At 72.7% G+C, this 13703-nt stretch carries 11 protein-coding genes; 7 read left to right on the forward strand and 4 right to left on the reverse strand.

The features are described from left to right. Both ADK65_RS01960 and ADK65_RS01965 read right to left on the reverse strand, forming a co-directional pair. The coding region (locus tag ADK65_RS01960; RefSeq protein WP_053668021.1) for an FAD-binding dehydrogenase at positions 1 to 1208 on the reverse strand (1208 nt) is incomplete at its 3' end. A gap of 17 nt (positions 1209 to 1225) precedes the next feature. Further along, a complete protein-coding gene (locus ADK65_RS01965) occupies positions 1226 to 1864 on the reverse strand; it encodes a TetR/AcrR family transcriptional regulator (protein ID WP_053668022.1) in 639 nt (212 codons plus the stop codon). A gap of 117 nt (positions 1865 to 1981) precedes the next feature. Here ADK65_RS01965 and ADK65_RS01970 point away from each other — a divergent pair, with 117 nt between their 5' ends. The 3 genes from ADK65_RS01970 to ADK65_RS01980 all read left to right on the forward strand — a co-directional run bounded on the left by ADK65_RS01970 (position 1982) and on the right by ADK65_RS01980 (position 4739). After that, on the forward strand, positions 1982 to 2605 hold the full coding sequence (locus ADK65_RS01970) for an alpha-ketoglutarate-dependent dioxygenase AlkB (RefSeq protein WP_053668023.1): 624 nt from the start codon (positions 1982 to 1984) through the stop codon (positions 2603 to 2605). A 113-nt stretch (positions 2606 to 2718) separates the two neighbouring features. Next, positions 2719 to 3465 carry an MBL fold metallo-hydrolase gene (locus tag ADK65_RS01975; RefSeq protein ID WP_053668024.1) on the forward strand — a complete coding sequence of 249 codons (747 nt, stop codon included), beginning with the start codon at positions 2719 to 2721 and terminating at the stop codon, positions 3463 to 3465. A gap of 41 nt (positions 3466 to 3506) precedes the next feature. Then, positions 3507 to 4739: a DUF4032 domain-containing protein gene (locus ADK65_RS01980; RefSeq protein ID WP_053668025.1), complete on the forward strand. Its 1233-nt coding sequence runs from the start codon at positions 3507 to 3509 to the stop codon at positions 4737 to 4739. A gap of 16 nt (positions 4740 to 4755) precedes the next feature. Here the strand turns inward: ADK65_RS01980 and ADK65_RS01985 are convergent, their stop codons facing one another. Beyond that, positions 4756 to 5637: a universal stress protein gene (locus ADK65_RS01985; protein ID WP_053668026.1), complete on the reverse strand. Its 882-nt coding sequence runs from the start codon at positions 5635 to 5637 to the stop codon at positions 4756 to 4758. A 186-nt stretch (positions 5638 to 5823) separates the two neighbouring features. Here ADK65_RS01985 and ADK65_RS01990 point away from each other — a divergent pair, with 186 nt between their 5' ends. The 4 genes from ADK65_RS01990 to ADK65_RS02005 all read left to right on the forward strand — a co-directional run bounded on the left by ADK65_RS01990 (position 5824) and on the right by ADK65_RS02005 (position 12335). After that, positions 5824 to 7500, forward strand: coding sequence for an FAD-dependent oxidoreductase (locus ADK65_RS01990; RefSeq protein WP_053668027.1), 1677 nt, complete (start codon positions 5824 to 5826; stop codon positions 7498 to 7500). After that, complete coding sequence (locus ADK65_RS01995; RefSeq protein ID WP_053668028.1) at positions 7497 to 8942, forward strand: ATP-binding protein; 1446 nt, start codon at positions 7497 to 7499, stop codon at positions 8940 to 8942. Before ADK65_RS01990 ends, ADK65_RS01995 begins: the two co-directional genes overlap by 4 nt. Then, positions 8939 to 9292 (forward strand): UBP-type zinc finger domain-containing protein, encoded by a 354-nt coding sequence (locus ADK65_RS02000; RefSeq protein WP_053668029.1) that lies wholly within the window; start codon positions 8939 to 8941, stop codon positions 9290 to 9292. Before ADK65_RS01995 ends, ADK65_RS02000 begins: the two co-directional genes overlap by 4 nt. Positions 9293 to 9410: 118 nt before the next feature. Next, positions 9411 to 12335, forward strand: a complete 2925-nt coding sequence (locus ADK65_RS02005; RefSeq protein WP_053668030.1) for a helix-turn-helix transcriptional regulator — start codon at positions 9411 to 9413, stop codon at positions 12333 to 12335. Between the two features lie 17 nt (positions 12336 to 12352). Here the strand turns inward: ADK65_RS02005 and ADK65_RS02010 are convergent, their stop codons facing one another. Continuing rightward, complete coding sequence (locus ADK65_RS02010; protein ID WP_053668031.1) at positions 12353 to 13606, reverse strand: SGNH/GDSL hydrolase family protein; 1254 nt, start codon at positions 13604 to 13606, stop codon at positions 12353 to 12355. Positions 13607 to 13703: the final 97 nt, after the last annotated feature.

Raw genomic sequence — 13703 nt, forward strand, 5'->3', positions numbered from 1 at the left:
GCCGCGGTGACGAAGTCGGCGCCCTTGCGCAGGAACGCGTCGACCGGTCCGGGCGCGCCCTTGCCGAGGATGCGTTCCTTGAGGAATCCGGCACGGTCCTTGGCCGTGATGTCGGGGTTCTGCTCGGAGCCCGACAGGGCGAACTCCTTCTCGATGATCTTCTGCGTGAGGATGAACCAGGAGTGGTCGTACCCGGCGATGTCCTCGGTGGTGCGCAGGTGCTTCAGAGTGCCGAGCGTGTCGTAGCCCGGCAGGAAGGGTCCGGGCAGGCGGCGGCCGAGGGCGTCGAACCACATCGAGGACGGCCCGGGCAGGATGCGGATGCCGTGGCCGGGCCAGATCGGGTCCCAGTTCTGCAGTCCCTCGGTGTAATGCCACATGCGGTCGCGGTTGACCAGCCGGACGCCCGCCTCGGCGCTGATGTCGAGCATCCGCCCGTCGACGTAGGCGGGGACGCCGGTGACCATCTCGCGCGGCGGAGTGCCGAGGCGTTCGGGCCAGTAGCGGCGGACGATGGCGTGGTTCGCGCCGATGCCGCCGCTGGTGACGATGACGGCCTGGGCGGTCAGTTCGAACTCGCCGACGGCGTCGCGGCTGGAGGCGACACCCCGGGGGGCGTTGTCCTCGGCCAGAACCGTGCCGCGCACGCCCCGGGCGGTGCCGTTCTCGACGACGAGCGCGTCGACGCGGTGGCGGTGGTGGAAGGTGAGCAGTCCGTCGCGGGAGGCCTGCTTGGCGTACCGCACGAACGGTTCGACGACGCCGGTGCCGGTGCCCCACGCGACGTGGAAGCGGGGCACGCTGTTGCCGTGCCCGTGCGCCGTGAGGTCGCCGCGTTCGGCCCAGCCGACGGTCGGCAGGAACGTGATGCCGTGCCCGTCGAGCCAGGACCGCTTCTCCCCCGCGGCGAACTCCACGTAGGCGCGGGCCCAGCGCACGGCCCAGGAGTCCTCGTCCTCCAGCCGGTCGAAGCCGGCGCTGCCCCGCCAGTCGCTCCAGGCGAGGTCGAAGGAGTCCTTGACGCCGAGGCGCCGCTGCTCCGGCGAGCCGACGAGGAACAGCCCGCCGAAGGACCAGAAGGCCTGGCCGCCGAGATTGCCCGCGTTCTCCTGGTCGACGAGGGCGACCCGCCGGCCCTTGCTGGTCAGCTCGTGCGCCGCGACCAGCCCGGCGAGTCCCGCTCCGACGACGATGACATCGGCATCCATGGCGACCGTTCCCTTCCTCAGTGCTTCGTGTGTTCGGGGGTGCCGCTGCCGTCGGTCAGCAGGGCCGTGAGGAGCTGCTTCAGCCAGCCGCGGGCGTGTTCCAGGTCCCGGTCCAGCAGCAGTTGCGTGGTGACGCCGTCGTACGCGGCGACGACGGCGTGGGCGGCGCCGTCGATGTCGCCCAGCACGGCGGGCAGCGCGGTGTGCCCGCGGGCGCGGCCGAGCCGGTCGGCGATGGCACGCCGCAGCCGCGCGCGGTGTTCGAGCAGGCTGCGCGCCACCTCCGGGTCGCGGGCGGCGTGCACGAGGAAGTCCGTTTTCACCAGGAGCCAGTCGCGGTCCAGGAGCAGCACGTCGGTGACGCGGTCCACGGCGGCGGGCACGTCGAGGTCGGGTCCGTCGAGGGCGAGCGCGCCGGACACCTGCTCGGCGATCAGGTCGGCCCGTTCGCGGTACAGGGCGAAGAACAGCTCGTCGAGACTGGAGAAGTTGGAGTAGAAGGCACCCCTGCTGTAGCCGGCGGCCTCGCAGACCTCCTCGATCGAGACGTGGCCGAAGCCTTTGGCCGCGAACACGGAGAAGGCCGCCCGGAGGAGGTTGGCGCGAGTGTGCGCCCGGCGCCTGGTCACGCGTCCGGCGGTCCCCTCGGCGGCCATGCCCGGCCTCCCCTCGATCCTTCGGGCTTTTCGATACACGACTGTATTGGATACATGAATGTATCGAAAGACCATCTCACCCTGAACACATTTTCGATTTTGGGGTACGCTGGCGGCATGCACCTCCAGGGCTCCCTCTTCGACCAGGCCGAAGAACTGCGGCTCGGGCCTCTGGACGGGATCAGCCGCAGCGACCTCGGTTTCGGCGCCTGGCTCGACGTGCTTCCCGGGTGGCTCAGCGGCTCGGCCGAACTGTTCGAGCAGCTGGCGGCCGAGGTTCCGTGGCGCGCCGAACGGCGGAAGATGTACGACAACGTCGTGGACGTCCCCCGCCTCCTCGCGTTCTACGGCGCGGACGATCCGCTGCCGCACCCCGTGCTGAATCGGGCGAGGGACGCCCTGAGCTCCCACTACGGCGAGGAACTGGGCGAGCCCTTCACGACGGCCGGGCTGTGCTACTACCGCGACGGCCGGGACAGCGTGGCCTGGCACGGCGACCGCATCGGACGCGGAGCCCGCGAGGACACGATGGTCGCGATCCTGTCCGTGGGCGCGCCCCGCGATCTGCTGCTGCGCCCGATGCGGGGCGGCCGCGAGACGGTGCGCCGTCCGCTGGGCCACGGCGACCTCGTCGTGATGGGCGGCTCCTGCCAGCGCACCTGGGAGCACTCCGTGCCCAAGAGCACGCGGGCCACGGGCCCGCGCATCAGCATCCAGTTCCGTCCGCACGGCGTGCACTGAGCCTGCCGAACGCCCACCCCCCACCGGCCCGTTGAGACGAACCCGGCGATTGGGCCGACCGGGGGTTCTGCTTTGCTTTCCCCGTCGGGTGGGACCACACGAGGCGGGCGATCATGCGGGCGGACGTACATCACGTCGCGGACGGCACCTATCTGGTGCACGGCTCCGACACCAACTGGGTGATCCTCACCGAGGGGGACGCCGTGACGCTGGTCGACACCGGCTACCCCGGCGACCGGGAGCAGGTCCTCGCCTCGCTCGCCGAGGTCGGTGCCTCACCGGAGGCGGTCGCGGCCGTGCTGATCACCCATGCGCACAACGACCACCTGGGCTCGGCCGAGTACCTGCGCACCGCCTACGGCACGCCCGTGTACCTGCACGAGGCCGAAGTGCCGCACGCCCGGCGCGACTTCCTGCACCAAGTGTCCCTCGGGACGGTGCTGGGCAACGGCTGGCGACCGGGCGTGCTCCCGTGGGCGGTGCACGCGCTGCGCTCCGGCGGCACGAGGCACAACCCGGTGACGGCCCCCGAGCCGTTCCCGCGGTCCGGCGCCCTGGACCTGCCCGGACGGCCGGTTCCGGTGCACACGCCGGGTCACACCGACGGGCACTGCGCCTATCACCTGCCCGGCGCCGGCGTGCTGATCTCCGGGGACGCCCTGGTCAGCGGGCACCCCACCGCGCGGCTGGAGGGGCCGCAGCTGCTGCCGGACATGTTCCACCACGAGCGGCCGCGGGCCCTGGCCTCCCTGGACGTCCTGGCGGAGCTGGAGGGCGAGCTGCTGCTGCCCGGGCACGGACCGGTCCACCGCGGGCCGGTGCGGGACGCCGCTCTGAGGGCCCGGGAACGCGCCCTCTAGTCTGATGTGACGATCGGCGGCGAGACAAGGACACCCGGCCCATGGCACTGCAGATCAGCGCGACCAACCCGGAGCACCCCGCGCTCCTGCTCGAACTGCCGTGGGACGTGCCCCTGGAGGAGTGGCCGGAGGAGTACCTGGTGCCGCTGCCGCGCGGCATCTCCCGGCACGTCGTGCGCTACTCCCGGGCGGGCGACGAGGTGATCGCCGTCAAGGAGCTGGCCGAGCGCCCGGCGCTGCGCGAGTACGACATGCTGCGCGACCTGGACCGGCTCGGCATCCCGTCGGTGGACCCGCTGGCCGTGGTCACCGGCCGCACCGACGCGAGCGGCGCCCCGCTGGAGAGCGTCCTGGTCACCCGGCACCTGGGCGGCTCGATGCCGTACCGCTCGATGTTCGAGACGACCATGCGCCCGGCCACCATGCACCGGCTCATGGACGCGCTCGCCGTGCTGCTGGTGCGGCTGCACCTGGCCGGGTTCGCCTGGGGCGACTGCTCGCTGTCCAACACCCTCTTCCGGCGCGACGCGGGCGCCTACGCCGCGTACCTGGTGGACGCTGAGACCGGTGACCTGCATCCGCAGCTCAGCACGGGACAGCGCGAGTACGACCTCGACCTCGCCCGCGTGAACATCAGCGGGGAGCTGCTGGACCTGGAGGCGTCCGGGGCGCTGCACCCGTCGGTGGACCCGATCGAGTTCGGCATGGAGATCTGCGCCCGCTACCGCGGCCTGTGGGACGAGCTGACCCGGGCCTCCGTCTATCCGGCGGGCAAGTACCACTACATAGAACGCCGGATCCGCCGTCTGAACGACCTCGGGTTCGACGTCGCCGAGATGCAGATCGAGCACGCCTCGAACGGCGACACGGTCAGCTTCGTGCCCAAGGTCGTCGACGCCGGTCACCACCAGCGGCAACTGCTGCGCCTGACCGGCCTCGACACGGAGGAGAACCAGGCCCGGCGGCTGCTGAACGACCTGGAGAGCTGGATGGCGACCCAGGACGACTACGCGCCGGGCGATCCTCTCGGAGCGCGTCCCGAGGTCCTGGCCCACCGCTGGGTGCGGGAGGTCTTCCGCCCGACCGTGCGGGCCGTGCCGCTCGAACTGCGCGGCACGATGGACCCGGCCGAGATCTACCACCAGCTCCTCGAACACCGCTGGTACATGTCCGAGCAGGCCCAGCACGACATCGGTCTCGACGCGGTGGTCGAGGACTACATCCAGAACATCCTGCCCAAGGCCAGTAAGACGCTGCAGCCGACGGCGGAGTGAGGAGGAGCCGGGGCCCTCACCCGTGCGGCACCACCGCCACCGGGCAGTCGGCGTGGTGCAGCATCCCGTGGGCCACCGAGCCGATGCGCGCCCCGACGGCCGTGCGGTGGGCCCGGCGGCCGACGACCATCAGCTGAGCCGTCCCGGCCACCGACAGCAGCACCTGACCGGCACTGCCCATCTCCACGTGTTCCTCGACCGGCACACCGGGGAAGCGGTCCCGGAACGGCCGGACGGCGGCGGCCAGGCTCTTCCGCTCGTACGGCTCCAGTCCCCCCGCCTCGTCGAGGAGCTTCAGTGAGCCCGGGCTGTAGGCGAAGACGGGCGGCAGGTTCCAGGCCCGTACGACCCGCACGGTCGCCCCGCGCGCGGCGGCCGTCTCGAAGGCGAAGCGCAGCGCGTCGGCGCTGTCTTCCGGGTCGCCCTGCTGGCCCACGACGATCTCCCGCCCGGCGGCCTCCGACGAGGACTGGTCCCCGGCCCGCACGAGCACCACGGGACGGGTGGCCTCGGCGATCACCTGCTGGCCGACCGAGCCGACCAGGAAGCCGACGATGCGGCCGTGCCCGCGCGAGCCGAGGACGAGCATCTCGGCGTCGGCCGCGGCGTCGGCCAGGGTGTCGGCGACGGCCCCCTCGATGACGTCCGTGGTCACCTCGAGGTCCGGGTGCCGTTCGGTGACGGTCCCGACGGCCTCGGTCACCGCGCCGTGCACCCACTCGGCCTGGCTGTCCGCGTCCGTGGCGACCGCGGTCTCGATCAGCTCCGGCGTCTGGAACCGCCAGGCGTGCACCACGCGCAGCGGCCGGTCGCGCCGCACCGCCTCCCGCGCCGCCCAGGCGAGGGCCGCGAGGCTCTCCTGCGATCCGTCGACCCCTGCGGTGATCGGGCGTGTCATCCGGCTGCCTCCCTGTGGAACGTCACTGTGCCGCCCAGTCTTCACCACCGCCGCCGCTGCCCGCGCCCGACGGAGCCGATCTCCGTATCGGAGCGCCGCGCGGCGATCGAACATACGATGGGCGGAGGTCGGCGCGGTGCCCCGGGGACGCCGTGCCGTGAGTCGACCGCCCGGAGTGGGGGACGTATGGCACAGGCCGCCGATTCGGCGCGGACCGTCATCATGACCGTGGACGACGACCCGGGCGTCTCCCGGGCCGTGGCCCGGGACCTGAGGCGGCGGTACGGCGCGTCGTACCGGATCGTGCGGGCGGAGTCCGGCACCTCGGCGCTGGAGGCGCTGCGGGAGCTCAAACTGCGCGGCGATCTCGTGGCCGTGATCCTGGCCGACTACCGGATGCCGCAGATGAACGGCATCGAGTTCCTCGAACAGGCCCTCGACGTCTACCCGGGCGCGCGGCGCGTGCTGCTGACCGCGTACGCGGACACGAACGCCGCGATCGACGCGATCAACGTCGTCGACCTCGACCACTATCTGCTCAAACCGTGGGACCCGCCCGAGGAGAAGCTGTACCCGGTCCTCGACGACCTGCTCCAGGCCTGGCGGTCCAGCGACTACCGGCCGGTGCCCAGCACGAAGGTCGTCGGGCACCGCTGGTCCTCGCGCTCCTCGGACGTACGGGAGTTCCTGGCCCGCAACCAGGTGCCCTACCGCTGGTACTCCTCCGACGAGCCGGAGGGGCGGCGGCTGCTGGCGGCGGCCGGCGAGGACGGGGTGCGGCTGCCGGTGGTGATCACACCGGACGGTTCGCCCATGGTCGAGCCGGAGGCCGTCGACCTCGCCGCCCGCGTCGGGCTGGCGACGACACCGACGGCCGACTTCTACGACCTGGTCGTCATCGGCGGCGGCCCGGCGGGGCTCGGCGCGGCCGTCTACGGCGCCTCCGAGGGCTTGCGGACCGTGCTGGTGGAACGGTCGGCGACCGGCGGGCAGGCGGGACAGAGTTCACGCATCGAGAACTACCTGGGCTTCCCCGACGGTGTGTCGGGGGCGCAGCTCACCGACCGGGCCCGGCGGCAGGCGACGAAGTTCGGCGCCGAGATCCTCACCGCGCGCGAGGTGACGGCCCTGGAGGTCAACGGCGCGGCGCGGGTCGTCCGGTTCTCGGACGGCTCGGCGGTCGCCGCCCACAGCGTGATCCTGGCGACCGGCGTGTCCTACCGTCAGCTCGCGGCGCCCGGCTGCGCGGAACTGACCGGCTGCGGGGTGTACTACGGCTCGGCCCTGACCGAGGCGCCCTCCTGCCAGGACCAGGACGTGTACATCGTCGGCGGCGCCAACTCCGCCGGGCAGGCGGCGATGTACCTGTCCCGGGGCGCCAAGTCGGTGACGCTGCTGGTGCGCGGCGAGTCACTGGCCGCGTCGATGTCGCACTACCTGATCCAGCAGATCGAGGAGTCGCCCAACATCCAGGTGCGGGTCCGCACGGTCGTGGAGTCCGCACACGGCGACGGCCGTCTGGAGCGGCTGACCCTGCGGGACGTGGACAGCGGGCAGACCGAACAGGTCGACGCCCAGTGGGTGTTCGTGTTCATCGGCGCGGCCCCGCTGACCGACTGGCTGGACGGGACGGTGCTGCGGGACGAACGCGGGTTCATCCTCGCCGGGCCGGACCTGACCCCCGACGGCCGCCCGCCGCAGGGCTGGGAGCTGGACCGGCCGCCGTACCACCTGGAGACCAACGTGCCCGGCGTGTTCGTGGCGGGCGACGCCCGCTCGGAGTCCGCGAAGCGGGTCGCGTCCGCCGTCGGAGAGGGAGCCATGGCCGTGATGCTCGTCCACCGGTACCTGGAGCAGTCGTGAGCGGGCGGTCGGCGCCCTGCAACCCGCAGGAGATCGGGGCGCTGTTCCTGTTCGAGAAGCTCACACCCGAGCAGCTCGGCCGGTTGTGCGCCGAGGGGCGGGTGGAGCGGTTCGAGCCCGGACCGGTGTACACCGAGGGCGAGCCCGCGACCTGCTTCTACGTGATGCTCGAAGGCACGGTGGTGCTGTACCGCCGGGTCGGGGCGGACGACGTGGAGGTGACCCGGACCTCGCAGCGCGGGGTGTACGCGGGATCCATGCAGGCGTATCTGGGCGACCGGGTGCGGCAGGTCTACAACAACTCCATGCGTGTGACGGAGCCGTCGCGGTTCTTCGTGCTGCCCGCCGACACGTTCGCGGACATCATGCAGGAGTGGTTCCCGATGGCGGTGCATCTGCTGGAGGGCCTGTTCTTCGGATCGAAGAGCACCCAGCGGGCCATCGGGCAGCGTGAACGGCTGCTGGCACTGGGGTCGTTGTCCGCGGGACTCACGCACGAGCTCAACAACCCGGCCGCGGCGGCCGTACGGGCGACGGCGACCCTGCGGGAGCGGGTCGGCAAGATGCGCCACAAGCTGGCGGTCATCGCGCAGGGTTCGTACTCCCCCGAGGTCATGGCGAACCTCATCGACCTCCAGGAACGCACGGCAGAACGGGTCGCCAAGGCACCGGCGCTGAGTCCGCTGGAGGCGTCCGACCGCGAGGACGCCGTGACCGACTGGCTGGACGACCAGGGCATCGAGGAGGGCTGGCGGATCGCGCCCACCTTCGTCCAGGCCGGTCTCGACGTGGACTGGCTGGACCAGGTCGCGGCGGCGGTGGACGAGGACATCCTGCCCAGCGCGATCGGGTGGCTCAACTACACCGTCGAGACCGAGCTGCTCATGGACGAGATCAACGACTCGACCACCCGCATCTCGCATCTCGTCGACGCGGCGAAGCAGTACTCGCAGCTCGACCGCGCGCCCTTCCGGCACGCCGACGTGCACGAACTGCTCGACTCCACCCTGCTGATGCTGTCCGGCAAGATCGGCAAGCGGATCAAGATCGTCAAGGACTACGACCGTACGCTGCCGAAGATCCCCGCGTATCCCGCGGAGCTCAACCAGGTATGGACGAACCTCATCGACAACGCGGTCGCGGCGATCAACAGCGCGGGCGGCGAGGGGACGCTGACCGTGCGGACGGCCGCGGAACACGACCGGTTGCTGGTGGAGTTCCGCGACACGGGCATCGGCATCCCGGCACAGGACCGGGAGCGGATCTTCGATCCCTTCTTCACCACCAAGCCGGTGGGTGAGGGGACCGGGCTGGGGCTCGACATCTCCTGGCGGATCGTGGTCAACAAGCACCACGGCGGCATCCGGGTGGATTCGGAGCCGGGGAACACGCGTTTCGAGGTGCTGCTGCCGCTGACAGCGGTGGAGGAGGAGTCTCAATGAGTGGCGAGAACGGGATCGACCCGACTGCGCGGCCCAGCGGCAGCGGGTGTGCCGAGTGTGACGCGGCCGGCGGCTGGTGGTTCCACCTGCGGCGGTGTGCGCAGTGCGGGCACGTGGGGTGTTGTGACAGCTCGCCGGCGAAGCACGCGACGGGGCACTTCCGGGAGACCGGGCACCCGTTCGTGCAGAGCTTCGAGCCGGGTGAGGACTGGTACTGGAACTATGAGACGAACGAGCTGTACGAGGGCGGGCCGGAGCTGGCGGAGCCGGTGAGCCATCCGGTCGATCAGCCCACGCCGGGGCCGGCGGGGCGGGTTCCCGTCGACTGGGCGAAGGTCCTGCGCACCTGAACGCCCGGGGTTCGCTGTCCGGTGGCGGCCGTGGGCCGTGTGGGGTGGATCGCGCCCGGGCACCGCGGCGAAGCCGCGCCCCGTCCGGCCCCGTGCCCCTGAAGAGAAGGTTGGTTTAGTGCCACAGGCATCATTCGTCGCGCCGGTGGTCGGCCGGGATCCTGAACTCGATCGGCTCTCCGGCGTGCTGGAGCGTGCGCGCGCCGGCGAGACCCGGGCCGTGCTCGTGGGCGGGGACGCCGGTGTCGGCAAGACACGCTTGCTGGACGAGATCTCGGTTCGGGCCGCCGACGCCGGCATGACCGTGCTCACCGGGCACTGTGTGGATCTCGGCGACGTCGGGCTGCCCTACCTCCCGTTCACCGAGGTGCTCGGGGTGCTGGCCGCCGATGAGCGGTTCTCCGGTGCCCTGGCCGCGCATCCCGTGGTCGAGCGGCTGCTGGGAGCAGGATCCGACTCCGTGCGGGACGTGGACGGGCGGCTGCGGCTGTTCGAGGGGATGGCGGGCCTGCTGGCCGAGGTCGCGGAGGTAGCGCCGCTGCTGCTCGTGCTGGAGGACCTGCACTGGGCGGATCAGTCGTCGCGGGATCTGCTGCGGTTCCTGCTGGGCCGGGGCGTGCTCCGGCACCGGCTGGCGGTTTTCGCCTCGTACCGGGCCGACGACCTGCACCGCCGGCATCCGCTGCGGCCGCTGCTGGCCGAACTGGTGCGGCTGCCCGTCGTCGAGCGAGTGGAACTGCGGCCGCTGGCCGATCCCGACGTGGACCGGCTGGTGCGGGCCCTGGAGTCCCGGCCGCTGCCGGACGCCACGGTGCGGCGGATCGTGGAGCGGGCCGAGGGGAACGCCTTCTACGCGGAGGAGTTGCTCGCCGCCACCGACACCGAGTCGGGTGGTGTGCCCAGCGCGCTCGCCGATGTGCTGCTGATCCGTTTCGAGCAGCTCTCCGACAGGGCGCAGCAGGTGCTGCGGACCGCCTCCGTCGCCGGGCGCCGGGTGGAGCACGACCTGCTGCGGGAGACGGCCGGGCTGCCGGAGGCGGAGCTGGAGTCGGCGCTGCGGGAGGCGGTGGGACGGCAGCTGCTCGTGGCCGGTGACGGGGACACGTACTCCTTCCGGCACGCGCTCGCCCGCGAGGCCGTCTACGCCGATCTGCTGCCCGGGGAGCGGGCGAGGCTGCACGGCGCGTTCGCTCGGCTGCTCGCCGGGCGCGGGCGGGCCGAGAGCGCCGCCGAGCGCGCCCACCACTACCGGGAGAGCCACGACCTCCCCGAGGCGCTGGCCTCTTCGCTGGAGGCCGCCGATCACGCCCAGCGGGTCGGTGCGCCGGCCGAGGAGCAACGGCATCTCGAAGCGGCCCTGGACCTGTGGTCGGCGGTCGGTCCCGGGGCGCGGCCCCCGGGCGTCGACCGGGTGACGCTGACCCTGCGGGCGTCGGCGGCGGCCGCGCACGCCGGGGAACTGCACCGGGCGGTGTCTCTCGCCCGGTCCGCGCTGGCCGGACTCGGTCAGGACCCCGAGTCCGAACTCGCCGCACGGGTCCGCTACACCCTCGCCGGGAACCTGCTCAGCGTGGACAGCCTGACGGCGGCGTTCGCCTACAGCAGCGAGGCACTGGCGATGATCCCGGAGGACCCCCCGTCCCCGACGTGGGTGTGGGCGGCGGCCACGCATGTCCTGGCGGCACGCCACATCGGGGAGAACGAGACCGCGCTCGAGGTCGCCCGCCGGGCCCTGGCAGTGGCGGAGCGGCTGCGGATGAGCGACGCCCAGGCGGACCTGCTGATCTCCCTGGCGGTTTTCGACGGTGAGGGGCGGCGCGGCCGGGAGGGCCGGCAGCTGCTGGTCAAAGCCCGGGAGCTCGCCCGGACTTCGGGCAACGCGGCCGTGGAGCTGCGCGCCCTGTTCAACCTGGCCATGGGCTGTTACGAGTCCGGCGCCCTCGCGGAGTGCGTGCCCTGGCTGACGGAGGGCCTGGACCGGGCCCGGCGCGCCGGGCTGCTGTCGTCGACCTACCCGCTGGAGATGCGCTATCTGCGGCTGCTGGTGCTGAACGTGCTGGGCCGCTGGGACGAGTGTCTGCGCGCCGCGGCGGCCGACGCCGATGTGCTGCCGGCCGCCGGCGGGTACACGATGGGTCCCGCGCTGTACGTGAGGCTCGCGCGCGGAGACCTCGCGGCCGCCGACCGGGCGCGTGCCCTGCTGGAGGGGCCGTTCGACTGGATGGCCACCCTCGTCGCGGGCATCGTGCTCACCGACGCGGCGGCCCTGCGCTCGGATCCCGAGGACGCGGTGCGGTGGGCGCGGACGACGGTCGCGGCCCTCATCGACGAGGCGGGTACCCGCCCGGACGTCACGGTGCGGCTCGCCGCGCTGGCGCTGTCCGCGGTGGCCGACGCGGCGTCCGGGCTGCGGTCGGCCGGTGACGAGGCCGGCTCCCGTCGCTGGACGGACACCGCGACCGAACTGGTGGAACTGGCACGGACGATGGCCACCCGCGACGACGGCACGCCCCAGGGTCCCGAGGGGCAGGCGTGGCTGGCCCGGGCCGAGGCCGAGTGGATCAGGGCCGCGTCGGGGCCTGACGTGGCCGCCTGGGCGAGGGTGGTGACGGCGTTCGGCTACGGCGACGTCTACGAGCGGGCCCGGTGCCGCCTGCGGTACGCCGAGGCCCTGGTGGCGGACGGGCGACGCGAGGAGGCGGCGTCCGAGGCCCGAGCGGTGCGGGAGACCGCGGACCACCTCGGTGCCACGCCGCTGCGCGAACGCGCGGACGACCTGATCCGCCGCGGCCGGCTGTCGGACAGGCCCGGCAGCGACGACCGGGCCGCCGTCCTCACCGCGCGCGAGCAGGACGTGCTGCGGCTGCTCGCCCTGGGCCGCAGCAACCGGCAGATCGGTGAGGAGCTGTTCATCAGCGGCAAGACCGCGAGCGTCCACGTCTCCAACATCCTCGCCAAGGTCGGCGCGTCGAGCCGCGGAGAGGCCGTGGCGATCGCCTACCGCGAGGGCCTGATCACCCCGGAGCCGACGACGTCCGGCTGACGGCACGTGGCCGGGCCCTAGCGGGCCTCGCAGTCGAGGCTGTCCAGGTCGACGGCTTCGGCCATGGCCCGCATGCCCTGGTCGTCGGGGTGCAGATGGTCGCCGCCGTCGTAAGCGGGGAGCATCCGCTCGGGGTCGTCGGGGCTGCGCAGGACGCGGTCGAAGTCGGCGACCCCGTCGAACTCGCCGCTGTCCCGGATGAAGGCGTTGACCTGCCGTCGCACCGCCTCCCCGGCGGGGTCCCACTCCTGCCAGCCCTTGTAGGGGGCGATCGTGGAGCCGACGACGCATTTCCCGGCCGCGTGCGCCCGGTCGATCAGCCTGCGGTACCCGGCGATCAGCCCGGCACCGGTGGCGCCGGGTTCGGCCTTGATGTCGTTGATTCCCTGGAAGAGGAAGACCGTGCGCACGCCCGGCAGCGAGAGCGCGTCGCGCCGCACACGGTTGAGGGCGCTCTGCCCGGGGCCGTCGAGGAGGACCTTGTTGCCGGCGATGCCCGCGTTGGCCACGCCCTCGACCCTGGTGCCGGCGGACTTGCTCAGGCGACGGGCCAGGAAGTCGGGCCAGCGGCGGTCCCGGTCGGTCGTGGAGTGCCAGCCGTCGGTGATGGAGTCGCCGAGCGCGACCACGGCGCCCGTCTTCTCCCGGGGCCGGACGGTGACGGCGTCCAGGTAGAACCAGGAGCCGGTCCGTTGCTTCCAGTGGGCCGCGCTCTCCTCCGCGGCGTGGTCGCCGACGGTCTTGTAGGACGTCTGCATCGCCAGCCAGTGTCCGGTGAGCGCGCCGCCCGCCCGGGGCACGTACATGCTGACGGCGAGGGTGCGCCCGGCCGGTACGCGGCCGGGCAGCGGGTCGCTGTAGACGATGCCGCCGGCGGGGACGGTGACGGAGCGGGCGCCGTCGAAGGTCAGGCGTCTGTTGGTTCCGGGGACGAGTGCGGCACCGGCCCGTCGAAGACCCGCGTGGACGTTGGTGAACGTCGCCGGCCGGTCGCCGAAGGCGTTGGACAGCCGCACCCTGAGGCCGCTGCCGCCCACGCTGGTGCGCACCATCAGCCGGTAACCGCGGCCGTCGGCCGCGCCGTCGGCCGCCTCGCTCAGGTGGCCTGCGGACGAGGCCCAGGTGACCACACTGGGCCCGGCTGCCCTCGGGGGACGGGGCGGTGGGCCGGGCCGCTCCTGGGGCACCGTACCGGTCCCGCAGCCCAGCGCGACGCAGCAGGTGAGGGCGGCCAGGGTGGCTCGGCAGCGGGGGCGGGCGGTGCGGGACATCGTCGGCGCTCCTTCGGCCGGTCGGGGCGGGTGCGGGCGGAGGTCGTCCCGGCGTACCTCACCGTAGTGGTGCGGTCGGCGGCGCTGCGCAGGTGGT

It is taken from the genome of Streptomyces sp. NRRL B-1140 (assembly GCF_001280065.1).
Lineage (GTDB): Bacteria > Actinomycetota > Actinomycetes > Streptomycetales > Streptomycetaceae > Streptomyces.

Bases quoted from the DNA above. Each gene is read 5' to 3' on its own strand.
- ADK65_RS01965 (WP_053668022.1), bottom strand. From the start codon at position 1,864: ATGGCCGCCGAGGGGACCGCCGGACGCGTGACCAGGCGCCGGGCGCAC.
- ADK65_RS01970 (WP_053668023.1), top strand. From the start codon at position 1,982: ATGCACCTCCAGGGCTCCCTCTTCGACCAGGCCGAAGAACTGCGGCTC.
- ADK65_RS01975 (WP_053668024.1), top strand. From the start codon at position 2,719: ATGCGGGCGGACGTACATCACGTCGCGGACGGCACCTATCTGGTGCAC.
- ADK65_RS01980 (WP_053668025.1), top strand. From the start codon at position 3,507: ATGGCACTGCAGATCAGCGCGACCAACCCGGAGCACCCCGCGCTCCTG.
- ADK65_RS01985 (WP_053668026.1), bottom strand. From the start codon at position 5,637: ATGACACGCCCGATCACCGCAGGGGTCGACGGATCGCAGGAGAGCCTC.
- ADK65_RS01990 (WP_053668027.1), top strand. From the start codon at position 5,824: ATGGCACAGGCCGCCGATTCGGCGCGGACCGTCATCATGACCGTGGAC.
- ADK65_RS02000 (WP_053668029.1), top strand. From the start codon at position 8,939: ATGAGTGGCGAGAACGGGATCGACCCGACTGCGCGGCCCAGCGGCAGC.
- ADK65_RS02010 (WP_053668031.1), bottom strand. From the start codon at position 13,606: ATGTCCCGCACCGCCCGCCCCCGCTGCCGAGCCACCCTGGCCGCCCTC.